General features: G+C 58.0%; 18 protein-coding genes and 4 tRNA genes. 17 read left to right on the top strand and 5 right to left on the bottom strand.

Annotated features, from left to right (window positions below; translation table 11 throughout):
- Positions 1 to 54: 54 nt before the first annotated feature.
- On the bottom strand, positions 55 to 1,467 hold the full coding sequence (gene phrB, locus AC13CY_RS17610) for a deoxyribodipyrimidine photo-lyase (RefSeq protein WP_044630325.1): 1,413 nt from the start codon (positions 1,465 to 1,467) through the stop codon (positions 55 to 57).
- Between the two features lie 33 nt (positions 1,468 to 1,500).
- Positions 1,501 to 2,421, bottom strand: coding sequence for a MerR family transcriptional regulator (locus tag AC13CY_RS17605; protein WP_201786213.1), 921 nt, complete (start codon positions 2,419 to 2,421; stop codon positions 1,501 to 1,503).
- A gap of 690 nt (positions 2,422 to 3,111) precedes the next feature.
- Here AC13CY_RS17605 and AC13CY_RS17600 point away from each other — a divergent pair.
- Complete coding sequence (locus AC13CY_RS17600; protein WP_062373737.1) at positions 3,112 to 4,014, top strand: TIGR01777 family oxidoreductase; 903 nt, start codon at positions 3,112 to 3,114, stop codon at positions 4,012 to 4,014.
- 25 nt (positions 4,015 to 4,039) lie between these two features.
- On the opposite strand, the gene rapA is transcribed toward AC13CY_RS17600, so the two are convergent.
- Together rapA and AC13CY_RS17590 are read right to left on the bottom strand one after the other, a co-directional pair.
- The gene (gene rapA, locus AC13CY_RS17595; RefSeq protein WP_476294488.1) at positions 4,040 to 6,985 is read right to left on the bottom strand and encodes an RNA polymerase-associated protein RapA; all 2,946 of its coding nucleotides are present in this window, start codon (positions 6,983 to 6,985) and stop codon (positions 4,040 to 4,042) included.
- A 113-nt stretch (positions 6,986 to 7,098) separates the two neighbouring features.
- Positions 7,099 to 7,902, bottom strand: coding sequence for a redoxin family protein (locus tag AC13CY_RS17590; RefSeq protein ID WP_044630329.1), 804 nt, complete (start codon positions 7,900 to 7,902; stop codon positions 7,099 to 7,101).
- A gap of 66 nt (positions 7,903 to 7,968) precedes the next feature.
- Between AC13CY_RS17590 and AC13CY_RS17585 the strand changes: the two genes are divergently transcribed.
- The gene (locus AC13CY_RS17585; protein WP_044630330.1) at positions 7,969 to 8,217 is read left to right on the top strand and encodes a hypothetical protein; all 249 of its coding nucleotides are present in this window, start codon (positions 7,969 to 7,971) and stop codon (positions 8,215 to 8,217) included.
- Positions 8,218 to 8,364: 147 nt separating this feature from the next.
- Positions 8,365 to 8,625 (top strand): hypothetical protein, encoded by a 261-nt coding sequence (locus tag AC13CY_RS17580; RefSeq protein WP_062373733.1) that lies wholly within the window; start codon positions 8,365 to 8,367, stop codon positions 8,623 to 8,625.
- A gap of 16 nt (positions 8,626 to 8,641) precedes the next feature.
- Here the strand turns inward: AC13CY_RS17580 and typA are convergent, their stop codons facing one another.
- Positions 8,642 to 10,468, bottom strand: a complete 1,827-nt coding sequence (gene typA, locus AC13CY_RS17575) for a translational GTPase TypA (protein ID WP_062362766.1) — start codon at positions 10,466 to 10,468, stop codon at positions 8,642 to 8,644.
- A gap of 163 nt (positions 10,469 to 10,631) precedes the next feature.
- Here typA and AC13CY_RS17570 point away from each other — a divergent pair, with 163 nt between their 5' ends.
- The 14 genes from AC13CY_RS17570 (at position 10,632) to rpoC (ending at position 25,358) form a co-directional block, all read left to right on the top strand.
- Entirely contained in the window at positions 10,632 to 11,615 is a 984-nt protein-coding gene (locus AC13CY_RS17570; protein ID WP_074211191.1) for a biotin--[acetyl-CoA-carboxylase] ligase, read from the top strand.
- Positions 11,612 to 12,451, top strand: coding sequence for a type III pantothenate kinase (locus AC13CY_RS17565; RefSeq protein ID WP_054644986.1), 840 nt, complete (start codon positions 11,612 to 11,614; stop codon positions 12,449 to 12,451). Before AC13CY_RS17570 ends, AC13CY_RS17565 begins: the two co-directional genes overlap by 4 nt.
- Positions 12,452 to 12,578: 127 nt before the next feature.
- A tRNA-Tyr gene (locus AC13CY_RS17560) sits at positions 12,579 to 12,662 on the top strand.
- Between the two features lie 106 nt (positions 12,663 to 12,768).
- Positions 12,769 to 12,842, top strand: a tRNA-Gly gene (locus AC13CY_RS17555).
- A 15-nt stretch (positions 12,843 to 12,857) separates the two neighbouring features.
- Positions 12,858 to 12,932 (top strand) — tRNA-Thr (locus AC13CY_RS17550).
- Between the two features lie 147 nt (positions 12,933 to 13,079).
- Positions 13,080 to 13,155: transfer RNA gene (locus tag AC13CY_RS17545), tRNA-Trp, on the top strand.
- A 72-nt stretch (positions 13,156 to 13,227) separates the two neighbouring features.
- Positions 13,228 to 13,611, top strand: a complete 384-nt coding sequence (secE, locus tag AC13CY_RS17540) for a preprotein translocase subunit SecE (protein ID WP_044628847.1) — start codon at positions 13,228 to 13,230, stop codon at positions 13,609 to 13,611.
- A gap of 8 nt (positions 13,612 to 13,619) precedes the next feature.
- On the top strand, positions 13,620 to 14,153 hold the full coding sequence (gene nusG / locus AC13CY_RS17535) for a transcription termination/antitermination protein NusG (RefSeq protein WP_044628846.1): 534 nt from the start codon (positions 13,620 to 13,622) through the stop codon (positions 14,151 to 14,153).
- 122 nt (positions 14,154 to 14,275) lie between these two features.
- Positions 14,276 to 14,707 carry a 50S ribosomal protein L11 gene (gene rplK, locus AC13CY_RS17530; RefSeq protein ID WP_044628845.1) on the top strand — a complete coding sequence of 144 codons (432 nt, stop codon included), beginning with the start codon at positions 14,276 to 14,278 and terminating at the stop codon, positions 14,705 to 14,707.
- Positions 14,708 to 14,709: 2 nt separating this feature from the next.
- Positions 14,710 to 15,402 carry a 50S ribosomal protein L1 gene (rplA, locus tag AC13CY_RS17525; protein ID WP_172515216.1) on the top strand — a complete coding sequence of 231 codons (693 nt, stop codon included), beginning with the start codon at positions 14,710 to 14,712 and terminating at the stop codon, positions 15,400 to 15,402.
- Positions 15,403 to 15,704: 302 nt separating this feature from the next.
- Positions 15,705 to 16,211: a 50S ribosomal protein L10 gene (rplJ, locus tag AC13CY_RS17520; RefSeq protein WP_172515217.1), complete on the top strand. Its 507-nt coding sequence runs from the start codon at positions 15,705 to 15,707 to the stop codon at positions 16,209 to 16,211.
- Between the two features lie 112 nt (positions 16,212 to 16,323).
- Complete coding sequence (gene rplL, locus AC13CY_RS17515) at positions 16,324 to 16,695, top strand: 50S ribosomal protein L7/L12 (RefSeq protein WP_054640897.1); 372 nt, start codon at positions 16,324 to 16,326, stop codon at positions 16,693 to 16,695.
- Positions 16,696 to 17,056: 361 nt separating this feature from the next.
- Entirely contained in the window at positions 17,057 to 21,133 is a 4,077-nt protein-coding gene (gene rpoB / locus AC13CY_RS17510; protein WP_044628841.1) for a DNA-directed RNA polymerase subunit beta, read from the top strand.
- 10 nt (positions 21,134 to 21,143) lie between these two features.
- Complete coding sequence (gene rpoC / locus AC13CY_RS17505) at positions 21,144 to 25,358, top strand: DNA-directed RNA polymerase subunit beta' (protein ID WP_483052836.1); 4,215 nt, start codon at positions 21,144 to 21,146, stop codon at positions 25,356 to 25,358.
- Positions 25,359 to 25,398: the final 40 nt, after the last annotated feature.

Below are 25,398 nucleotides of genomic sequence, written 5' to 3'. Positions count from 1 at the left end.
GCACCGCCTAAAATAGCGGCGGGACGCCGCTATGGAGAGGTGCTGAGGTTAACGTTATTTGGAGAGCGCTTTGAAGGCATCCAGCGCCCGCTGGCGAGCCGCTTTGTGGTCAACGATGGGCGCTGGGTAGTCAATCGGGTTGAGCATGTCCTGAGGCGGCGCATGGCGCGCTTTGGCAGGCAACGTCTTGAGCTCGGGTAGCCACTGAGCAATAAATTCGCCGCCTGGGTCGAAGCGCGTGGATTGGGTCGTGGGGTTGAAAATGCGGAAGTAAGGTGCCGCATCGGTACCCGTTGAGGCTGCCCACTGCCAGCCGCCGTTATTGGCGCAAAACTCGCCATCGACCAAGTGGCGCATAAAAAAGGCTTCGCCCCGCCGCCAGTCAATCAGCAGATGCTTGCTGAGAAACATGGCCGTAATCATTCGCAGACGATTGTGCATCCAGCCGGTCGTCACTAGCTGGCGCATGGCGGCATCCACAATCGGATAACCGGTGCGGCCTTCGCACCAGGCGGCAAACCCTTCGTCGTCATCCCGCCATTGCAACTGCTTGGTGTGCGCTTGAAACGGCTGGTAGCGGCATACCTGAGGAAAGCCGACCGCGACATGCTGATAAAACTCGCGCCAGATGAGTTCGTTTACCCAGGTGGTAAGGCCTGCATCGCCATCGGCAAGGTGCCCGCCATTTTCGCTCATGACCGCTTGCAGGCACTGGCGGTGGGAAATAACGCCCAGCGCTAAGTAGGGCGAAAGCTCGCTCGTGCCGCGCACCTTAGGAAAGTCACGCTGATCTTTATAGTGACGCCCCCGAAAGCGTAAAAAGCGCTCAAGGTTATCGCTGGCAGCATTTTCACCCGCAGGCCAGAGACGCCCATCCAGCGGCTCATCCTCTAGCGTTGGCAGTGCTGGTAATGGATCACTGTCAATGGCTAGCGGTGACTGCGCGCTGGGCGTGTCGCGCAGGGCTAACTGCTCGGCGGTAACTTGCTTGTGCCACGCTTTTGAAAACGGGGTGAAGACGCCGTAGTAGTCGCCTTTGCCTGTCAGCAAGGTACCGGGGGCAAACGCCACCGCGTCGTGATGGCCTTGGGCGGTAATACCGACCTGCTGAAAAGCCTCCAGTACCGACTGGTCGCGGCGCTGCTCGTTCAGCGGATACTCATAATTGAAGTGGAGCTGCTTGATGCCATGTTCGCGGGCAACCTCTAAAAGCGCCTTGGGGGCGTCGTCGAAACGCCCAATATCGCGATGCAACAGCGGAATATTCAAGCCATTGAGCGAGGCCTTAAGCGCGCTAACACCACGCGCCCAGAAATCGAGCTTATTTGCGCCGTGGCCGTGGTCACGCCACTGCTCAATGCTACGCAAAAAAACCGCCACTACCGGCCCTTTGGCGGCAGCGGCGGCGAGTGCGGAATTGTCATGAATACGTAGATCGCTGCGAAACCAAACAAGCTGCAGGTTCATGCAAAGTCCTTAGGGTGGCGACTTTTCGTACGCTTAAAGAATGCCTGATTCACGCAGAAGAGGGCGTAGCCGGGCGATCGCCTGGGGTAGATCGTCGCCCAGCATATGAACAGGACCATCGCGCAGATCGTTCTCACGCAGGCGCGCGACTTCACCGCATACGCCGATAGGCACGCCCAGCGCTTCAGCGGCTTTGGGTAGCGCTACGCGAATATAGTTGTCGCATTCCCGCTGGCCGCTAGAGAGCAGAACCATTGAGGAGTGCAGGCGAGACACCGCTTGTGCAAGGTCTTCGAGTGCCAGCGAATGATCAAACAGCTGGACTCGGTAGCCCTGCTCGCTGGCCATCAGTGCACTCATCAGTACCCACAGCGGGCCAGGATCGTCGGGCATGGCGCTGAGCAGAATCAGCGGGCCGCGGGTTGCCTGGTTGGCGTAGTGCAGGCGAGTACCCACCTGACTACGCAAAAAGGCCTCAAAGGTGCGGCGCACCAAATCATCTGGCTGCGCCGCCCATTTAGCTTCTAGGGTCAGAATGACGGGCTGCCACAGCTCGTTAATCGCCACGCTTAGCGGATAGAGCGCTAGGCTTTGATGGTAGAGCGCTTCCAGCTTGGGAAGGTCGACGGCTTCAATGACCGCCAGAAGCTGCTGGCGCTGGCTAGACCAGTCCCCGGCATCTGGGGCGGGGGCCTCTACCGTTTCGGGCTGGTCAAGCAGGTCGGCGACCTGGCTGACCGGCACGCCTCGGTTGAGCCACTGGAGAATGCGTTCAATACGGCTGATATCGTCCTGGGCATAGAGCCGGTGACCCTTAGGGGTCCGCTGTGGGCGAATTAATCCGTAGCGTCGCTCCCAGGCGCGCAGGGTGACCGAGTTCACACCCGTTAAGCGGGAAACTTCCCGAATCGGATAGAGCGGGGTATCGGGTGGGTGGGTCGCCTTGTTGCTCATGGGCGCCATTGCCTCTTGGTTGCCTGCAACAAGCGCTGCAGGGGTCTGTCAATAATTGCGGTGGCCGTGTTGTCGCGCCAGTTCGGCGCTAGGCCACTTAGTCGTGTAGCGGTTTGCTGAATAGCACCTAATCGGTTAGATAGGGTCACGCTATTATAGGCACCTTTGTACAACTTGTGGCTACTAGGTACAACCTTTGCTGTGTCCCTTTGGGTGTAGCCTCGCGTTAGCTTCCATTAGACCGACCGGCCTAATAATGCCTCTCCCAACTCGTCATCGGAGAGCCATGCATCCTCCACGCGGCTGCCACGAAAGCTGCCGCCGTATAGCCATAAACCGCGCTCGCTGTATAAGAATGACTGACTGCCCGCAGCGCTTTTGCCTGGGGAGGCGGCGCGCTGATCACCACATGATCGAAGTGGCCATACTGTTCAGTCGGCAACTTTGCTCGCAAAGGTGGGCGCGGTGGAGGGAGTGAAGGTTACACTTGCCGGTTCAGCCATAAATCCTCGCGAGTAAGGTAGTGCTCAACTAAATTTATTGTAGCAGTTATGTATAAATATTGTACAATTAAGCGCTATGCAACGTGCGCGACGGTGCGGTGACCACTTTTTGATATCAACCATCTGATGGATCAGTAGTGGCGACTACGCTGGCGCAAGTGACGTCCAACGCCAAAGGAGTGACACCATGCGGGTATTAATTACCGGGGGAAGCGGCTTTGTAGGCCAACGGCTCTGCCAACAGCTCATTGCCCAGGGGCACGATGTACAGGTGGTATCTCGCACGCCCCACGACGTGCGGGGAAAACTACCCAAGGCATGCGATATCCGTGATAGTGCCCAAGCCTTTGTGGATACACCGCCGGATGCGTTGGTAAACCTAGCGGGGGAGTCCATCGCGGCAAAGCGCTGGAGCGCCGAGCAGAAAGAGCGGCTGATTCGTTCACGGGTGGAAAGTACTCAGCAGCTGATTGCGCTCTGTGAGCAGCTGGCGGCCAATGGTCAGCCCTTACCGAAAGTGATGGTGAGCGGTTCGGCCATGGGCTATTACGGTGATCAGGGCAGCAAAGTGGTGGATGAATCCACGTCCCCTCATGATGAGTTCGCCCATCGGCTCTGCGCCCAATGGGAAGCCGCGGCAAAACCGATTGAAGCCATGGGGGTTAGGCTAGCAGTTTTACGGATTGGCTTAGTGCTAGAGGCGGGAGGCGGTACGCTGCAGAAAATGCTGCCACCGTTCAAGCTGGGATTAGGCGGGCGATTTGGCGATGGCACACAGTTCATGCCCTGGATTCACCGGGATGACTTGGTAGCGGCGATTATGTTTCTGATCAACGAGCCGACCTTGTCAGGTGCCTTTAACGGCAGCGCACCGCATCCGGTGACCAACGCCGAATTCACCCAAGCGCTGGCCAAGCAGCTGCATCGTCCGGCCATGTTTCCGGTGCCCGCTTTTGTGCTGAAAGCGGGCTTTGGGGAGATGTCACAACTGCTGCTTACCGGTGCGGATATGCGCCCGGCGCGCTTGAGCGAGGCAGGCTTTCATTTCCAATACCCGACGCTGAAGCAAGCGCTGGCGGCAATTTTATAGCGCCACCAGCGGGTACTTGCCTGGTTTAAGCGTTCGGGTCGACGGTGATAATGACCCGTACGGAGTCAAGCCGCAGGCGGGTATTCTCAATCGCGTTGCTCAGTGCTTGGCGCTCCTGTTTCAGCGCTTCCAGCTCTTCGCTGCGTACTGCCGGATTGTGCTCTGCCAGCGCCGTCAGGCGGGCCAGTTCGGCATCCAGTTGGGCACGCATACGGGTTTCAGCGGCCTCAACAATGCTCGGCAGCTCCCGTTCGGCTTCGCCTTCCCCTTGGGTGAGGAGTTCGCGTAACTGGTCATGGCGGCTTTTGATCAAGTCCCGCGCCAGCGACTTGTTCACCTTCTGCAGATTTTTGCCCAGCCCGGTGAAGGAGATCTTGCTGGTCAGGTTAGCCCCTGATTCATCCAACAGTACCCGCACGGCGGTGGGTGGCAAAAAGCGGTTCAGGTGCAGCGATTTGGGTGCCGGGCAGTGGGTGCGGAACACCAGTTCCGCCATTAAGCGCCCGCTGGGGATCGCTGGGTGGCGCAGCAGCGCCAGCGCCGTGTTGCCCATGGTGCCGTCGAGAATGCGGCCCATCATTTCGCGCAGCAGCGGGTGCTCCCAGGAGAGCCGCTGAACATCATCCCGTGCCAGCGCCTGAGCGCGGCTATAGGTGGCGGAAAAGCCCTCTTCGCCTTTGACCAGCCCCGGCAGGCCATCCAGCATGTGCTGGCTGGGCTGAAGGTAGAGCAGGCCATTGCCGATCTCCTGGCTATCGACGCCGAAGATATCCAGCGCGCGCTCCACGTAGCGGGGCAGTGCCGGGTCCTCGTCCAGCTCGCGTACCGCCTCAATCACCTGCTGTGCTCGTGCTGGGCGGCAAGCATTAAGCTCCAGCAGGCGGTTGCGACCCGCATCCCGCTCGGCGAGCTTGGCAGTGAACATCTCGCGCGTCTCTTCGATAATCTCGTCGAGCGCTTCATCGTCGAGCAGCGCATCGGCCAGGGCATCGCCAAAGGCATCGAACAGGTCGCTGCCCACCCCATGGGGCGCGCTGAACGCGTCCATGCCTTCGTGGTACCAGCGCAGCAAGCGCTCGCCGGGGCTGCCGGTGAAGTTGGGCACGTGCAGCTCGATGGCATGGCGCTGGCCGATCCGATCCAGACGGCCAATGCGCTGCTCTAGCTGGTCGGGATGCTGCGGCATGTCAAACATCACCAGGTGGCGGCAGAATTGGAAGTTACGCCCTTCGGAGCCAATCTCAGAACACACCAACACCTGGCAGCCATCCTCTTCATCGGCAAACGCGGCGGCGGCCCGGTCGCGCTCTATCAGTGACAGGCCTTCGTGGAAGACCGGCGCATGGTAGCCGCCCAAGACCCGCAGGCCCTCCGCGAGCCCTTCGGCGGTTTCGCGATGGTGGGCAATCACCAGCACTTTGTCGTTGGCAAAGCCGGATTCACTGTCGTCGCTGAGTTTTTCCAGCAGCCAGTTGACGCGTGGGTCGATATGCCACCAGGACTCGGTGTTCAGCGGATCGTTGCTTAACTCGCGGTACATGGCGTCCGGGTAGATCAGTACATCCGGGTGGTCCATGCCGGTTTCGATCAGCAGCTCGTCCAGGTAGTCGTCGTCGCGCTCCAGGCGGCGCAGCACGCGGCGGTAAGCCGACGGCAGTTCCAGTGATGCCTGATGCAGGCGTCGCTCGGGGAAGCCGCCTACGTGACGGCGGCTGTTGCGGAACATCACGCGGCCGGTGCCATGGCGGTCTAACAGCGCATCGCGCAGCTGGGCGCGGGCGGCGTCCTGCTGCTCAGGGCTTGCCTCTGGGTGGCACAGCGTGGCGAGCAGCGCTTGGCTATCTCGGTCGTCGGCTACGGCGGCGACGCGTTCACGGGCGCTCGCGGTCTGGGGCAGTTCCTCGAGAGCATCGATGGCCTCGGCCACCGCCACGTAGTGCTGCTCCTCCTCTTTGAAGCGCTCGATATCGTGGTAGCGCTCGGCATCCAGCAGGCGCAGGCGCGCGAAGTGGCTCTCCAGCCCCATCTGTTCTGGCGTGGCGGTGAGCAGCAGCAAGCCCGGGATCTCAGAGGCGAGCTGTTCCACGCACTGGTAGCCGGGGCCGCTGCTTTCTGGGCTCCAGTCCAGGTGATGCGCTTCATCGACAATCAGCAGGTCGAAGCGGCTGGCCAGGGCTTGGTCCTGGCGATGAATGTTGGCGAACAGCCAGCCTTGGCTGGCCAGCACGAGCTGGGCGCTCTCGAACGGGTTGGTGCTGCCGTGGGCTTGGCTCTGGTGCTCGTCCAGCAGTGTCACGTTTAGTGAGAAACGGCGCAGCAGCTCTACCAGCCACTGGTGGGTCAGGCTGTCGGGCACCAGAATCAGCGCGCGCTCTACCCGGCCTGCCAGCAGCAGGCGGTGGAGAATCAAGCCCGCCTCAATGGTTTTGCCCAGGCCTACCTCGTCGGCCAGCAGTACCCGCGGCGCATGGCGTCCGGCCACTTCGTCGGCGATATAGAGCTGGTGGGGAATGAGATCAATACGCGGCCCAGCAAAGCCCAGCGCGCTGTGCTGCTCAATGCGCTGATAGTGGTGCAACGTACGAAAGCGCAGATCAAACCAGTCGTTACGGTCTACCTGACCGGTCAGCAGGCGGTCACGGGCTTGGTCAAACTGCATGGTGTCGGCCAGCTTCGCCTCAGGCAGTTCGCGCGGGTTGCCTTCGCTATCTTCACCAATGTAGGTGATCAGGCCGCGGGTCTCTTTGCTGTCATCAACGATCATCTGCCAGCCGTCGGCAGAGAGCACGCGGTCGCCGCTGCCGAACATGACGCGGGTGAGCGGTGCTTGACGGGTGTTGTAGGTGCGGGTTTCCTGGCTGGCACTGAACAAGATGGTAACGCTACGGGCGTCGCAGTTAAGCACGGTGCCGAGTCCAAGCTCAGCCTCGCCGTCGCTAATCCAGCGCTGGCCGGGAGAAAAATCGCTCATGATGCCTCGAGGAAGTCGTCAAAATCGGTCGTGCGCCGCTGGGCAGGTCACCAGTGGCAAACAGGGCGGGGGATTCTAACGCAAAGCAGCGGGGGTATTAAGGTCTATCGTGGTCAATCGCTTAACCAGCGCTCTAACTGCGCTCGAGTGAGCTCTCCCACATGAACGTCCAGCGTCTTGCCTGTCTGGTCAAATAGCACAGTAGTGGGGAGGCCTGGGGCTTGAAACTGGGCCATTAGGGTTTGCTGTGGGTCGCGCAACGGGTAGCGAAAGCTCAGCGACTGCTCGTCTAGGTAGCGTGCGATAGGTAGTAAGTCCTCGCCCTGATTGGCCACCACGACAGTAACGCCCTCGCGCTGGTCGGCCTCTTCCAGCAGCGGCATTTCACGCAGGCAGGGGGGACACCAGGTGGCCCATAAATTCACGATAATGAGCTCATCTTGATTCGTCAGCGAGGAGAGACTAACCGCGTTTCCATCGAGATCTTCCAGGGTGACGTCGGGCAGCGATGCCACGGCAAATTGCTGGCCTAGCGGGGCCAGCGTGACCAACACTAACCAGAGGCTAACGGCCCCCACCGTCATGGCGAGTCCGCCGATCATCGCCAGCAGACGTGCACGCAGCGTCCAGGCGGTCCACAGCAAGCCGGTGACTAGTCCACCCAGCGCGTGATAGCCCGGCTGCCACACTTTTAGGGCGTCGAGCGGGGTAGCGCTATAACTCTCCCAGTTAAGGGCCACAAACGCCACGCGTGCCCCCAGTAGCCACACCACCAGCAAGCCATTAAACCAACGGCCATGCTGCTTAGCGGGCAGCCCCAGCAGGTAGCGACTACTGACAAGCAGCAGCAGTGCACAGCCAAAGGCATAGAGGCGGGGCGTGGAAATCAGCAGTGGACCGAGAGCAATGGCATTCATAGTCGTTCCGATAAGCAGGTACACTGGGCAACCATACCATGCACGCTTCACATGACGGAGATGTCGATGCCGCAATCCTCTTTTGACACCCTGCGCGCCCTGGCCATAGGTACCCAGGCACTTGGCCTGGCGCTCATCATTACCCTCGAAACCGTCCTCGGCGACGCAGCACGCCCCTGGCAGGGCGGCGTGCTGGCCGCCATGGTGGCGTGTGCACTGGTCATTGCGCTGGTGCGTATGTACCGCAACAAGCGCCGCCAGAAGCGCTTGGCAGAGCGACTAGACGCGTCGGCGTCAGAAAACCACGAGTGTTAGAAACCGTTGCTTGTGTTTTTGGCGTGACGGTTCCAGATTAAGCCCGGCTTATTCATGAGGCCGACCTGATAACGAAGATAGCGAATGGTATTCTCTTGAAAATTCAGTGTGTTCCGCCAAGAACCTGAACCAAGAGAGCCATCCGCTATGGGTGAAAGCCTATCCATCTGGACGCCCTCATGCAACGGCGATGCACGCGGCATGACGCCCCTGGTCCAGGACCGGCCGTCTCAAGCCACGCTGTCGCGGCTGCTTGGACGGCCGCAATTGATTCCAAAGAGCTATAAGAAAGCGGGAAAATTCCAGCGTTTTGGCATTACTCAACAGCCACTCGCGCTGAAGATGCGAATCCTGATAAGCAATGCCAACAGCCAGTACCTTCAGACCGCTCAATCAGCGCCCTCGTGAATGAGGCGGGGTTAGCTTACTTTTTGCTAGCGCGCTTACGCTCGTTTTCGGTCAGGTGCTTCTTGCGCAGGCGGATGTGGCTGGGCGTGACTTCTACCAGCTCATCGGAGTCCAGGAACTCGATGGCTTGCTCAAGGGTAAACTTGATCGGCGGCGTTAGAACGATGTTCTCATCGTTACCGGTAGAGCGCATGTTATCGAGCTTTTTACCCTTGGTCGGGTTCACCACCATGTCGTTGGCACGGTTGTTAATACCGATCAGCATGCCCTCGTACACTTCGGTCGCGTGGTCGATGATGAGCTTGCCGCGCTCCTGAAGGGCGTACAGTGCGTAAGCCAGCGCTTTACCGCCTACCATAGACACCAGCACGCCGTTACGACGCTCGATAGACGCATCGGGCTTCAGCGGGCCGTAGTGGTCAAAACGGCTGGTCAGGATGCCGGTGCCGGAAGTTAGCGTCAGGAACTGGCCACGGAAACCGATCAAGCCACGCGCCGGGATAATGAAGTCCAAACGAACTCGGCCTTTACCATCCGGGTTCATGTTGGTCATCTCACCTTTACGGTAGCCAAGCTCTTCCATGATGGAGCCCTGGTGCTGTTCTTCACAGTCGATGATGACTTCTTCGTAGGGCTCTTGCTTAACACCGTCGATCTCTTTGATGATAACTTCCGGACGGCCAACGGCCAGCTCGAAGCCTTCACGACGCATGGTTTCGATCAGTACCGACAGGTGCAGTTCGCCACGGCCAGAGACTTTGAATTTCTCGGGTGTTTCGCCTTGCTCGACGCGCAGGGCGACGTTGTGAATCAGTTCCTGCTCCAGACGATCTTTGATGTTACGGCTGGTGACGAACTTGCCATCTTTACCCGCGAATGGCGAGTCGTTGACCTGGAAGGTCATAGAAACGGTCGGCTCATCAACAGACAGCGGCGGCAGCGCTTCAACGGCGCTCGGGTCACACAGAGTGTCCGAGATGGCCAGGTCTTCGATGCCTGTGATGCATACGATATCGCCAGCGGTGGCTTCGGTGGTTTGAACTCGCTCAAGGCCCATGTGGGTCATGACCTGACCGATTTTGCCTTTCCGAGTCGTACCATCAACACTGATGACTGAAATCTGCTGGTTAGGCTTCACAGAACCGCGCTTAATGCGGCCAAGACCGATAACGCCGACGTAGCTGTTGTAGTCCAGGGCAGAAATCTGCATCTGGAAGGGGCCATCTACTTCAACTTTCGGTGGCTCAACGATGTCCACAATCGCTTGGAACATCGGATCCATGTTGTCGGCCAGCGCTTCCGGATCCATACCAGCAATACCGTTCAGCGCCGAGCAGTAGATAATCGGGAAATCGAGCTGTTCGTCAGTGGCACCCAGGTTGTCGAACAGATCAAAAATCTGGTCGATAACCCAATCAGGGCGTGCACCGGGGCGGTCGATTTTGTTAACCACCACGATCGGCTTCAGGCCCTGGGAGAAGGCTTTCTGGGTAACGAAGCGGGTTTGTGGCATCGGGCCGTCTACGGCGTCAACCAGCAGCAGAACCGAGTCCACCATGGACATAACACGCTCAACTTCGCCACCGAAGTCGGCGTGCCCAGGGGTGTCCACGATGTTGATGTGGTAGCCCGTACCATTACCATCCTGCCACTGAATAGCGGTGTTTTTGGCCAGGATGGTAATGCCACGCTCCTTCTCCTGGTCATTAGAGTCCATGATACGCTCTTGGCCTTCGGCCTTACGGTCGAGCGTGCCGGACTGGCTTAACAGTTTGTCTACCAAGGTAGTTTTACCGTGGTCAACGTGGGCGATGATGGCAATGTTGCGAAGATTCTCGATCACGACGCGATCCTGCTGGAAAAATAGGGCGGCATTATAGGGTCTGGGGGTGGTCCACTACCAGCGCTGTCTTAAATAAAGCAGCAAGTCAATAACCTAAACGCGGCAGTTTTCGCTGTTGTGGCGCTTCCGTTAAGATAGGCGTTTTCCCAGTTGGGGCAAGCACATGACCATCGGTAACCTGATGCGTTTGTTAAGCGATGGCGAGGTTCATTCCGGTGAACAATTAGGCGAAGCGCTGGGCGTTTCCCGAGCCGCCGTGTGGAAACAGCTAAAAAAATTAGAGGCGCTGGGCGTAGAGCTGGTCGCTGTGAAAGGGCGTGGCTACCGGTTGGCTCACCCGTTAGAGCCGCTGGATGGCGCCAAAATCGTCGAGCGACTGCCCGCCGATGCCCGCCACCTGCTGGCGCGACTGTTCGTGGAAGATCAGCTTCCTTCAAGCAACGAATACCTGCGCGAGCGCTTCTCTCAAGGGGCAGGGCATGGCGAGGTCTGCTTCGTCGAGCTGCAAACGGCTGGGCGTGGCCGCCGTGGCCGGGTGTGGTCGACGCCCTGGGGGCAGAGCCTCATGGTGTCAATGGGCTGGCGCTTCGAATCAGGTATCAATGCTCTGGAGGGATTAAGCCTGGCGGTGGGTGTGGTGGTCTCTCAGGTGCTTGAGCAGTATGGCGTATCGCCCAAACTAAAGTGGCCGAACGATGTGCTACTAGCCGAGCAGGGCAGCGAGCTTGGTAAGTTAGCCGGTATTTTGATTGAAGTGACCGGTGATGCGGCAGGCCCTTGTGAAGTAGTGATTGGCATGGGCATGAACCTGTCGCTACCGGATAGCCTGCGGGCCACCATTGACCAGCCGGTGGCGGCGCTGTTTGATGCCAAGGCAGGTATTTCCCGCAACCAGTTGGCTGCCGATATGGTGTCGGGGCTGTTGGATATGCTGGCGGGCTTTGAAAACAGTGGCTTTGCGCCTTGGCTTGATGCGTGGAATCAGCGCCATGCTTATGCAGGCCTACCCATCCGAGTGATTCAAGGTGAGCGCTCAAGCGATGCTGTGGCGGGAGATGTGGATGAGAGTGGTAACCTGTGGGTTACTGAAAACGGTCACTCGCGACGCCTATCGGGCGGTGAGATTAGCGTACGTAGGCGCTTATGATTTTGGATTTGGATATCGGCAACACGCTGTCGAAATGGCGGCTTAAAGATGCCGAGAGCAGTGAGATCCGCTCGCGAGGTGCCGTGTGGACACGGGAGGAGTGGCGCCCGGGGGCGGATATTCCCGACCTGGATGTCGTCGAAGCCGTGCGGATATCCAGTGTAGCCAGGGCTGCTGTGCTGGATGAGACTGTGACGTTGCTACGCCGTCAGGTGCGTCACGTTTATGTGGCGCGCTCAACGCCAGAAGCGCTCGGCGTGGTCAATGGTTATGAAGAGCCGGGCCGGTTGGGCGTTGACCGCTGGATGGGAGCGCTGGCGGGCTACCAGCTGGCGGGTGGTTGCTGCGCGGTGGATTGCGGTAGCGCCATTACCATTGACTTCGTACTACCTGGCGGTGTGCACCTGGGTGGTTTCATTATTCCCGGCCTACGGCTCATGAAAGAGAGTCTGAAGCTAGGAACGCGCAACGTCGCCATCGACCCGGAAAGCGAAGCCGATGCATTGCTAGAGCCAGGGCGGCGCACGGTGGATGCGGTGAATCACGGTATCTATATGGCGGCCGTCAGTGCGATTAACCGTATCTATAGCGAAGTGTGTGACCAGCAGGGGGTGGCGCTACCAGTGCTGCTCACCGGTGGTGATGCCAGAGTCGTTTCCCGCGGTGTGCAGGTGCCCCATGCGGTATGGCCCGATATGGTATATGGCGGGCTTGAGGCCAGTTTTCCGCTCACCTTTGCCGAACGGGCGGGCAAGATGTCAGGTGCTCCTCGGGTTCCAGAGCCGGTATCATTAGAAAAAATTCGCGCAGGCCTTGCATTCTCGATGCTGCTTTGACAGAATGCAGCGCGTTCCAGAGCGGAAGCTGCGCTTGAGAAGGCGTTGCATCCAGCAGGCTTTGATAAATAAAGAGTTTGCAGGCTTGACACCGTTTTGGAGGCTGGCATAATGTGCCGCCACAGATGGAGAGGTTCCCGAGTGGCCAAAGGGAGCAGACTGTAAATCTGCCGCGAAAGCTTCGAAGGTTCGAATCCTTCCCTCTCCACCAGATTGAGCAGGCGTTGAGCTAGTCAGCGTCTGGGAATGAAACGCCGGTAAGCGGGCATTAGCTACTGTTACTCGTGCAGCGGATTGTCATTCTATAGGCAAGTTCGGCGGGCGTAGTTCAATGGTAGAACCTCAGCCTTCCAAGCTGATGGTGCGGGTTCGATTCCCGCCGCCCGCTCCAGTTTGATGTGTTTTGGCTCATGTAGCTCAGGGGTAGAGCACACCCTTGGTAAGGGTGAGGTCGACGGTTCAATTCCGTCCATGAGCTCCATATTGCGAAGAAGGCGAGCGATGCTCGCTTTTTTTGTCTCTGCCCTCCGGTGGTTTGGGGGTGAAAGTAAGGGTTGTCAGGCGGAGGTTTCTCCGCTATTATGGCGCCCGCTGTTGCGTAGGCGTTTGCTTGCGCGCATGACGATACAGGCCAGTAGCTCAATTGGCAGAGCAGCGGTCTCCAAAACCGCAGGTTGGGGGTTCGATTCCCTCCTGGCCTGCCAGCCTTCCCCAGGTTGGTATGTCTTTTCTAGAATTCCTTTGTCGCTCGCTGCACCCTTAGGAGTCTCGTTTTTATGAAGCCTAGTTCCGTAAAACATGGCGCAGAGGTGCAACGGACGCGCCATGACGGGCTCAAGTGGGCGGCGGTTGTGGCGCTGCTTGTCGTTGCAGTCGTTGGTAATACCTATTTCGCCGATATTGGTCTGCTCTACCGCGTCTTGGGTGTGGTGGTGTTGTGTGCGCTTGCTGGTTTGATCGCCTTAACAACCACAAAAGGTCGCGATTTAGTTGAGCTTGCCATAAGCGCCAAGAAAGAGATTCAGCGCGTTGTATGGCCGACCCGTCCTGAAACCATTCAGACAACCGCCATTGTGCTGGTAGCTGTGCTGGTGGTGGGTCTGATGCTGTGGTTGATCGATACTCTTCTTGGCTGGGCGATGTCCGGCGTCATTGGTTAGGAGCATTCATGTCCAAACGTTGGTACGTCGTCCACGCTTATTCCGGCTTTGAAAAGCATGTCATGCGCTCGCTTATCGAGCGTGTGAAGATGTACGGCATGGAAGATCGCTTTGGCGAGATCCTGGTGCCGACGGAAGAAGTGGTTGAAATGCGCGACGGTAAGCGCCGTAAGAGTGAGCGCAAATTCTATCCCGGCTACGTTCTTGTCGAGATGGAAATGGCAGACGAAACCTGGCACCTGGTGAATGAGACGCCACGCGTCATGGGATTTATCGGTGGTACCAAAGAGAAACCCGCCGCGATTACTACCCGCGAAGCCGAAGCAATTCTGCGTCGTGTGAAAGATGGTACCGACAAGCCGCGGCCCAAAACTATGTTTGAGCCGGGCCAGTCTGTCCGTGTTATTGATGGTCCGTTTGCTGATTTCAACGGTGTCGTTGAAGAAGTGAACTACGACAAGAGCCGCCTGCAGGTCAGCGTACTGATCTTTGGGCGTGCGACGCCTGTTGAGCTTGAATTCTCTCAGGTAGAAAAAGAGTAAGTTCATAATATTGCAGGGTGGTGCGCAGTGCGTGCCACTCTGGATTCATGTAAAGCAGCCCAGCGCTGCTTTACGCGTACCGGGGAGCCGTCAGGCGCTATCACCCAACTGGAGTATTTACCATGGCCAAGAAAGTACAGGCTTACATCAAACTGCAGGTTGCTGCAGGTAAAGCCAACCCGAGTCCGCCCGTAGGCCCCGCGCTGGGTCAGCACGGTGTGAACATCATGGAATTCTGTAAGGCGTTTAACGCTGCCACTCAAGAGATTGAGCCGGGCCTGCCGACGCCTGTCGTGATCACTGTCTACTCTGACCGTAGCTTCACGTTCGTCACCAAGACACCGCCGGCTGCCGTTCTGCTGAAAAAAGCAGCGGGTATCAAGTCTGGTTCTGGTGAGCCGAACAAGAAGAAGGTTGGTACCGTGACTCGCGAGCAGCTCGAAGAGATCGCCAAGACCAAAGAGCCGGATATAACGGCGGCTGATCTCGACGCCGCGGTGCGCACCATCGCTGGCAGCGCTCGTAGCATGGGCTTAAACGTGGAGGGTCTCTGATCATGGCTAAATTGTCTAAGCGCGCGAAAGTGATTCGCGAGAAAGTAGACCCGAACAAAGCATACTCTCTGGAAGAAGCGGTTGCGCTGCTTTCCGAGCTGTCTACCGTTAAGTTCAAAGAGTCTCTGGACGTGGCGATCAACCTTGGCGTTGACCCGCGTAAATCTGACCAGGTTGTGCGTGGCGCCACCGTTATGCCTAACGGTACCGGCAAAGACGTACGCGTAGCCGTCTTCACCCAGGGTGCCAATGCCGACGCTGCTAAAGAGGCAGGCGCTGACATCGTGGGTATGGACGAGCTGGCTGAGCAGGTCAAAAAAGGCCAGATGGACTTCGACGTGGTCATTGCTTCTCCGGATGCAATGCGCGTTGTGGGTCAGCTGGGTCAGATTCTTGGTCCGCGTGGCCTGATGCCGAACCCGAAAGTGGGCACCGTAACGCCCGACGTGGCAACTGCGGTCAAGAACGCCAAAGCGGGTCAGGTGCGTTTCCGTACCGACAAAAACGGCATCATCCACACTACCCTGGGTAAAGTGGATTTTGACGCAGCTTCCGTTCAGGGCAACCTGGAAGCGCTGGTAGCTGACCTGAAGAAGCTCAAGCCGAGCTCCTCTAAAGGTATCTACTTTAAGAAAATCACCCTGTCCACTACCATGGGCCCGGGTCTGACCATCGATCATTCCGCACTGGTATAAGCGGGTTGTCGTCAGGTTTTTAGTAAGAACCGAGCAAGAACTTTGCGGTCCCTCGTTTGGTGTTATGCCAAGCGAGGCGCCGTCAAAGACCGCAGGTGCCGCCTTGTCTTTTGAAGATTGGGCGGCTTAATCGCCCTAGAGCGCCTGCGCAGATGGTGTGGCCGCCAGTTGGTTAACGCTTTTCGCAAGCCGCTTTCTGGTGAGCACCATCCCCTAAGGCTTCCAGGGTTAGCAGTCATAACCTGGAAGAGATGGTAACCACCGGAGCCTTTTATGGGTTCCGGCACGAAGGAGTGATCACTGTGCCACTAGCACTTGAAGGCAAGAAAGCGATTGTTGCCGAGGTCAGTGAAGCGGCCAAGGGCGCACTCTCCGTCGTAGTTGCCGATTCTCGCGGCGTCACGGTTGGTAAAATGACCGATCTGCGTAAGCAGGCGCGTGAGAACGGTGTAGAGCTTCGTGTTGTTCGTAACACGCTGGCTCGCCGCGCACTCGAAGGCACTCAGTGGGAGTGTCTGAACGAGAGCTTTGTTGGTCCTACTCTGTTGGCTTTCTCTACTGAGCATCCGGGCGCTGCCGCTCGTCTGTTCAAGGATTTCGCCAAAGATGAGAAGAACTTCGAAGTCAAAGCGTTGGCCTACGAAGGTGAGCTGATTCCGGCTGCTGACATCGATCGTCTAGCAACCCTGCCGACCTACGACGAGGCAATTGCCAAGTTGATGTCGGTAATGAAAGAAGCCTCCGCTGGCAAGCTGGTTCGTACTCTGGCCGCCCTGCGCGACCAGAAGCAAGAAGCAGAAGCTGCCTAAGCAGTGTTTCTTGCAGGCGGCGTGAACGATGTGATCGGTACGCTGCCTGAACCGAGCAATGAACCCCGAGTCCTCGGCTGACCGAGACTCCCGCAAAGTTAGGAATGAAACAATGGCACTGTCCAAAGACGATATCATCAATGCTGTAGCCGACATGTCCGTCATGGAAGTTGTTGAGCTGATCGAAGCAATGGAAGAGAAATTCGGCGTTTCTGCAGCGGCAGCCGTTATGGCTGGCCCGGCTGGCGGCGGCGAAGCAGCTGCTGAAGAGCAGACTGAATTTGATCTGGTACTGGCTTCTGCTGGTGACAAGAAAGTTAACGTCATCAAAGCTGTTCGTGAAATCACCGGTCTTGGCCTGAAAGAAGCCAAAGGTGCCGTTGACGGCGCGCCGGCGACCATCAAAGAAGCGATGTCTAAAGACGACGCTGAAGCAGCTAAGAAGAAGCTGGAAGAAGCGGGCGCAACCGTCGAGCTCAAGTAATCCTTGTGCTGATGGCTTTACGCGCTGCGTAAGCTTCCACGGCTGGCGGCGGGCTATCCCGCTGCCGGCCTTTTTCTGTTGTAATATGCTGCAAGGCAACAGCAGAAGCGCTGCGGTAAAAAGCAGCAAAACAGTAAGACCGTTGTTGTGAAGCGTACGTTGTTGTAACGCGTCAGTTGTGAAGCGCGAGTGATGTTGGCAAGCGACAGCAAAGCGCGAACAGCACTACTGTAACACTGTTATCTATCAAGATTTTTGACGGCGAGCTACCGATTTAGGAGCTTGCTGTCTGCGTCTGAAACGCCCGCGGGGCAGATGACCACGCATCGGTCACCCATGGTGAACAAGCTGGGGAATACAGATGGCTTACTCATATACTGAGAAAAAACGCATCCGCAAGGATTTCGGCAAACTGCCCCAAGTGATGGATGTGCCTTACTTGCTGGCCATCCAGCTTGATTCCTACTACGACTTTCTCCAGCAGGATCGTTCGCCCGACGAGCGCCACGAGGTTGGCCTGCACGCGGCGTTCAAGTCCGTGTTCCCGATCGAGAGCTTCTCCGGCAATGCGGCCCTGGAGTACGTGAGCTACCGTTTCGGTACGCCAGCGTTCGATGTCAAAGAGTGTCAGCTGCGTGGCGTGACCTATTCCGCTCCGCTGCGTGTCAAGGTTCGCTTGATCATCTACGATCGCGACTCTTCGAACAAGGCCATCAAAGACATCAAAGAGCAGGAAGTCTACATGGGGGAGATCCCCCTGATGACCGAGAACGGTACCTTCGTCATCAACGGTACTGAGCGGGTTATCGTTTCTCAGCTCCACCGTTCGCCCGGTGTGTTCTTCGATCACGACAAAGGCAAGAGCCACTCCTCAGGCAAGTTGCTCTACTCTGCTCGCGTGATTCCTTACCGTGGCTCTTGGCTCGACTTCGAGTTCGACCCGAAAGACAACGTCTTCGTGCGTATCGACCGCCGCCGCAAACTGCCGGCCTCGGTACTGATGCGTGCGCTGGGTATGAGCACCGAAGAGATCCTGGCTGAGTTCTTCGAAACCAGCAAATTCCACATCGAGAAGACCGGCTTCTCTGTGGAGCTGGTGCCATCACGCCTGCGCGGTGAAACGGCCACGTTCGACATCAAAGATGGCGAAGGCAATGTCATCGTCGAAGAGGGTCGCCGGATCACTCAGAAGCACATTCGTCAGCTTGAAAAAGCCGGCCTTGAGCGTCTGGAAGTGCCGATGGAGTACCTGTTCGGCAAAACGTTGGCCAAAGACCAAATCGATACCAAAACCGGTGAGCTGATCTGCCCGTGTAACACGGAAATCACTCCGGAAGTCCTCGAGCGTATGGCACAGGGCGGTATCACGCATATCGAAACCCTCTACACCAACGACCTCGACTGCGGTTCGTTCATTTCCGACACTCTGAAGCTGGATACCACCGGCTCTCAGTTGGAAGCGCTGGTCGAGATTTATCGCATGATGCGCCCCGGCGAGCCGCCCACCAAAGAGGCTGCCGAGACGCTGTTCCATAACCTGTTCTTCACCGAAGACCGCTACGACCTGTCGGGCGTTGGTCGGATGAAGTTCAATCGTCGCCTGCGTCGTGAAAGCGACACCGGCTCCGGCGTGCTGGATCGCAAGGACATCCTCGATGTGCTGCGTGAGCTGATCAATATCCGTAACGGCTTCGGCGACGTGGACGATATCGATCACCTGGGTAACCGTCGTATTCGCTGCGTGGGCGAAATGGCCGAGAACCAGTTCCGCGTCGGTCTGGTGCGCGTCGAGCGTGCGGTGAAAGAGCGTCTTTCCATGGCGGAAAGCGAAGGCCTGATGCCGCAAGACCTAATCAACGCCAAGCCGGTTGCGGCGGCGGTGAAAGAGTTCTTCGGCTCCAGCCAGCTGTCTCAGTTTATGGACCAGAACAACCCGCTCTCCGAGGTGACCCACAAGCGTCGTGTATCGGCACTCGGCCCGGGTGGTCTAACCCGTGAGCGTGCAGGCTTCGAAGTGCGCGACGTACACGCCACGCACTATGGCCGCCTGTGCCCGATCGAAACGCCGGAAGGCCCGAACATCGGTCTGATCAACTCGCTGGCAACGTACAGTCATACCAATAGCTACGGCTTCTTGGAAACACCGTATCGCAAAGTGAATGCCTGCCAGGTCACTGACGATATCGTGCACTTGTCAGCGATTGAGGAAGGTGACTTCGTTATCGCCCAGGCGTCTGCGGCGGTTGACGAGTCCGGCAAGCTGATTGATGACCTGGTACAGGTACGCCACCGCGGTGAGACCACCTTTATGCGTCCCGAGCAAGTGACGCTGATGGACGTGTCTCCGCGTCAGGTTGTATCGGTCGCAGCGGCCCTGATCCCGTTCCTGGAGCACGATGACGCCAACCGCGCCTTGATGGGGGCGAACATGCAGCGTCAGGCCGTTCCGACCCTGCGTGCCGACAAGCCGCTAGTAGGTACCGGCATGGAGCGCTTCGTGGCCCGTGACTCCGGCGTTTGTGCCGTGGCACGCCGCGGCGGCGTCATTGACTCCGTCGACGCGCGTCGTGTCGTGGTGCGGGTCAACGAAGACGAGATCATCGGCGGTGAAGCCGGCGTTGATATCTATAACCTGACCAAGTACACCCGTTCCAACCAGAACACCTGCATGAACCAGCGCCCCATCGTGCGCCCTGGTGACAACGTGGCGCGTGGTGACATCCTCGCCGACGGTCCGTCCGTCGACATGGGCGACCTAGCGCTTGGCCAGAACATGCGTATCGCGTTCATGCCCTGGAACGGCTACAACTTCGAGGACTCCATCCTGCTCTCCGAGCGTGTGGTTCAAGAAGACCGTTTCACCACCATCCACATCCAGGAACTGACCTGCGTGTCTCGCGACACCAAGTTAGGGCCGGAAGAGATTACCTCTGATATTCCCAATGTCGGTGAATCCGCACTGGGTAAACTGGACGAAGCGGGCGTTGTGTACATCGGCGCTGAAGTTGGCCCCGGTGACATCCTAGTCGGTAAGGTAACACCGAAAGGTGAAACCCAGCTGACGCCAGAAGAGAAGCTGCTGCGTGCCATCTTCGGTGAGAAAGCGTCTGACGTTAAAGATACTTCCCTGCGTGCCCCGACCGGCATGAAAGGTACGGTTATCGACGTTCAGGTGTTTACTCGTGACGGCGTCGAGAAAGACTCCCGTGCGCTCTCCATCGAGCAGATGCAGCTGGACGAAGTGCGCAAGGATCTTCAGGAAACCTACCGTATTGCCGAAGACGCAACCTTTGAGCGTCTGAAGCGTACGCTGGATGGCCAAGCGGTTAATGGCGGCCCGAACCTGAAGAAAGGCGACGTGCTGAGCGAGACGTACCTGGACGAACTGCCCCGTCAGCAGTGGTTCAAACTGCGCATGCAGGATGAAGCCTACAACGAGCTACTGGCCCAGGCCGACGAACAGCTTGAGAACCGCCGTAAAGAGATGGACGAGCGTTTCGAAGATAAGAAACGCAAGCTGACCCAGGGCGACGACCTCGCACCGGGCGTGCTGAAAATCGTCAAGGTCTATATGGCGGTCAAGCGTCGCATTCAGCCCGGTGACAAGATGGCCGGTCGTCACGGTAACAAGGGTGTTATCTCCGCGATCATGCCCATCGAAGACATGCCGTTCGACGAGAAGGGCGAGCCGGTGGACGTGGTGCTGAACCCGCTGGGCGTACCGTCGCGTATGAACGTCGGTCAGATCCTGGAAACTCACCTGGGTATGGCGGCACGTGGTCTCGGGGTCAAAATTGACGCCATGTTGCGTGATGCGCGTGGCCAGCAGGTTGCTGAAATTCGCGACTTCCTGGGTCAGGTGTATAACACGCCCGGTACCCGCGTCGAGGATATCGACTCGCTGACCGATGACGAAGTCATCGCGCTGGCGAAGAACCTAAAGGGCGGTGTGCCGATGGCCACACCAGTGTTCGACGGTGCCAAAGAGCACGAAATCAAGCACCTGCTGAAGCTGGCGGACATTCCGGAGTCGGGCCAAATGACGCTGTACGATGGCCGTACCGGCGATGCGTTTGACCGTCCGGTGACCGTTGGCTACATGTACATGCTGAAGCTCAACCACCTGGTAGACGACAAGATGCACGCGCGTTCTACCGGCTCTTACTCGCTTGTTACGCAGCAGCCGCTGGGTGGTAAGGCGCAGTTCGGTGGTCAGCGCTTTGGTGAGATGGAAGTGTGGGCGCTGGAAGCCTATGGCGCCGCGTACACGCTGCAAGAGATGCTCACCGTCAAGTCGGACGACGTCGAAGGCCGCACCAAGATGTACAAGAACATCGTGGATGGCGACCACACCATGCAGGCAGGCATGCCGGAATCCTTCAACGTACTCGTGAAGGAAATCCGCTCGCTGGGCATCGATATCGAGTTAGAGAGCTAGGAGCCGTCCCATGAAAGATTTGGTGAAAGTACTCAAATCGCAATCTCAGTCCGAAGAGTTTGACGCGATCAAGATTACCCTGGCGTCGCCGGACATGATTCGCTCCTGGTCCTTCGGCGAGGTGAAGAAGCCTGAGACCATCAACTACCGTACCTTTAAACCGGAACGGGATGGTCTGTTCTGTGCCAAGATTTTCGGCCCGGTCAAAGACTACGAGTGCTTGTGCGGCAAATATAAGCGCATGAAGCACCGCGGCATCATCTGTGAGAAGTGTGGTGTCGAAGTCACCAAGGCGGCCGTGCGCCGTGAGCGCATGGGTCACATCGAACTGGCATCGCCGGTGGCTCACATTTGGTTTTTGAAATCCCTGCCGTCGCGTATCGGCATGTTCCTCGATATGACGCTGCGTGATATCGAGCGCGTACTGTACTTCGAAAGCTTCGTGGTCATCGACCCCGGCATGACCACGCTGGAGCGTGGTCAGCTGTTGAACGACGAGCAGTACTTCGAAGCGCTAGAAGAGTTCGGCGATGATTTCGACGCCCGTATGGGTGCCGAAGCCGTTCAGGAGCTGCTCAAAGACATCGATCTGGAAGAAGAGATCAACACGCTGCGTGAAGAGATTCCGCAGACCAACTCTGAAACCAAGATCAAGAAGCTCTCCAAGCGCTTGAAGCTGCTGGAAGCGTTCTACCACTCCGGCAATGCGCCGGCGTGGATGGTCATGGAAGTGCTGCCCGTGCTGCCGCCGGATCTGCGTCCGTTGGTACCGCTGGACGGCGGCCGCTTTGCGACCTCCGATCTTAACGACCTTTACCGTCGTGTGATCAACCGCAACAACCGTCTGAAGCGACTGCTGGATCTTAACGCACCGGATATTATCGTGCGTAACGAGAAGCGGATGCTCCAGGAAGCGGTCGACGCGCTGTTGGATAACGGCCGCCGTGGTCGTGCGATTACCGGCTCTAACAAGCGCCCGCTGAAATCGCTTGCCGATATGATCAAAGGTAAGCAGGGTCGTTTCCGTCAGAACCTGCTGGGTAAGCGCGTAGACTACTCAGGCCGTTCGGTCATTACCGTGGGCCCGACCCTGCGTCTGCACCAGTGTGGTCTGCCGAAGAAAATGGCGCTTGAGCTGTTCAAGCCGTTCATCTACTCCAAGCTGCAGTCGCTGGGCCATGCGTCCACGATTAAAGCCGCGAAAAAGATGGTTGAGCGCGAACTGCCGGAAGTGTGGGACATCCTGGCCGACGTTATCCGCGAACACCCAGTACTGCTTAACCGCGCGCCGACGCTGCACCGTTTGGGTATCCAGGCGTTCGAGCCGCTGCTGATCGAAGGTAAGGCGATCCAGCTGCACCCGCTCGTCTGTGCGGCTTACAACGCCGACTTTGACGGTGACCAGATGGCGGTCCACGTACCGCTGACCCTGGAAGCACAGCTCGAAGCCCGTGCGCTGATGATGGCGACTAACAACGTGCTGTCGCCGGCCAACGGCGAGCCGATCATCGTACCGTCGCAGGACGTTGTTCTGGGTCTGTACTACATGACCCGTGAAAAGATCAACGCCAAGGGCGAAGGCATGGTGTTCTCCGACCTCAATGAGGTAGAGCGCGCCTTCGGCACACAGTCCGTGTCGCTGCATGCCCGCGTCAAGGTGCGTCTGGACGAAGTGGACGTCGACGAAGAGACTGGCGAGCGCTCCGAGCACCGCCGTCTTTACGACACCACCGTCGGTCGTGCGCTGTTGTTCCGCATTCTGCCGGAAGGCGTTCCGTTCGCGCTGATCGATCAGCCGATGAAGAAGAAGGCGATCTCCAGCCTGATCAACGAGGTATACCGTCGTGCGGGCCTCAAGCCCACGGTTATCTTCGCTGACCAGTTGATGTACACCGGTTTCCGTCTGGCGACCTGGTCCGGCGCCTCGATCGGTGTTAACGACTTCGTTATCCCCGATGCCAAGACCGAGATCGTTGATGCCGCTGAAGCAGAAGTCAAAGAGATCGAAGACCAGTTCTCCTCTGGCCTGGTAACCGCAGGCGAGAAGTACAACAAAGTTATCGATATCTGGTCCAAGGCGAACGATAAAGTTGCCAAGGCGATGATGGTGGGTATCTCGAAAGAGACGGTCGTTGATCGTGATGGTAACGACGTCGAGCAAGACTCGTTCAACAGCGTCTTCATCATGGCCGACTCCGGTGCTCGTGGTAGTGCCGCTCAGATCCGTCAGTTGGCGGGTATGCGTGGCCTGATGGCCAAGCCGGATGGCTCGATCATCGAAACGCCGATCGTTGCCAACTTCCGTGAAGGTCTGAACGTACTTCAGTACTTCATCTCGACCCACGGCGCACGTAAAGGTCTGGCGGATACGGCACTGAAAACGGCCAACTCCGGTTACCTGACTCGTCGTCTGGTAGACGTTGCTCAGGACTTGGTGATTACCGAGGCCGACTGTGGCACCGAAAACGGCCTGACGCTGCACCCGATCATCGAGGGTGGCGACATCATCGTACCGCTGTCTCAGCGCGTACTGGGCCGTGTTGTGGCCATTGATGTTGTCGATCCGAGCACCGAAGAAGTACTGATTCCGCGTAATACGCTGCTCGACGAGAAGTGGTGTGCCTCGCTGGACACCATGGGCGTGGACGAAATCGTCGTACGCTCCACGATTACCTGTGATACGGCTCACGGCGTGTGTTCCGCCTGTTACGGACGTGACCTTGCCCGTGGCCACCAGGTCAACATCGGTGAGTCTGTAGGTGTCATCGCCGCACAGTCGATCGGTGAGCCGGGTACTCAGCTGACCATGCGTACGTTCCACATCGGTGGTGCAGCATCGCGTTCGTCTGCGGTCGACAGCGTTCAGGTCAAGCACGGCGGTAAAGTGCGCCTGCATAACATCAAGCACGTTGAACGTGCCGACGGCAAGCTGGTCGTGGTCTCTCGTTCGAGCGCCTTGGCGGTTGCCGACGATCACGGTCGTGAGCGTGAGTACTACAAGCTGCCCTATGGTGCTGAACTCTCCGTACGTGACAGCGACGTGGTTGATGCCGGTGCGGTAGTGGCTAAGTGGGATCCGCACACGCACCCGATCATTGCGGAAGTAGAAGGTAAGGCGCAGTTCATCGATCTCGACGAGGGTGTCACCATGCACCGCAGCGTCGATGAAATGACCGGTCTGTCGTCCATCGAAGTGATCGAGTCGGCCGCACGCCCAATGGCGGGTCGTGACAAGCGCCCGATGGTGATGCTGAAAGATGCCGCTGGTGAGTATGTATCCGTGTCCGGTTCCAATACGCCGGTTCAGTACCTGCTGCCGGGTAACTCCATCATCTCGGTGGACGACGGTGCGACCATCGGTGTAGGTGAGGTCGTTGCGCGTATACCGGTCGAGGCGTCGGGTAACAAGGACATCACCGGTGGTCTGCCCCGCGTGGCTGACTTGTTCGAAGCGCGTAAACCCAAAGAGCCTGCCATTTTGGCGGAAATCAGCGGTGTGGTGAGCTTCGGTAAAGAGACCAAAGGTAAGCGTCGTTTGACGATTACGCCTGAGTCTGGCGATCCGTTCGAGGCGCTGATCCCGAAATGGCGTCAAATCGCCGTGTTCGAAGGCGAGACGGTCGAGAAGGGTGAGGTGATCTCCGATGGCCCAAGCAACCCGCACGATATCCTGCGTCTGCTGGGTGTCGCGGAGCTGGCCAAGTACATCACCGCCGAAGTACAGGACGTTTATCGTCTACAGGGCGTAGGCATCAACGACAAGCACATCGAAGTCATCGTGCGTCAGATGCTGCGCAAGGTGGAGATCACCGATTCCGGCGACTCTGACTTCATTACCGGCGACCAGGCGGAACTGGTGCGCGTACTGGAGCAGAACGAGCGCCTGGAGAAAGAAGGCAAGTTCCCGGCCAAGTATCAGCGCTTGCTGCTGGGTATCACCAAGGCCAGCTTGGCCACTGAGTCGTTCATCTCCGCCGCGTCGTTCCAGGAAACGACCCGCGTACTGACCGAAGCAGCGGTAACCGGCAAGCGCGACTACCTGCGCGGCCTGAAAGAAAACGTAGTGGTTGGACGTCTGATTCCGGCAGGTACCGGTCTGACTCACCACGCAGAGCGTCGTCGCAAGCGCGAAGACGTAGAGCGTCTGTTCAACCCCTCGGCTACCGAGGTTGAGCAGGAGCTGGGTGCTCAGTTGACCGCCCTGGATTCAGACGACGATCTGTAACCCAGGACAGGCCACGAGCAGCCAAGAGCGGCTGACCCTG

The sequence above is a fragment of the Vreelandella sp. L-15 genome, from assembly GCF_056857635.1.
This window is presented reverse-complemented; position numbering and strand designations above follow the sequence as displayed.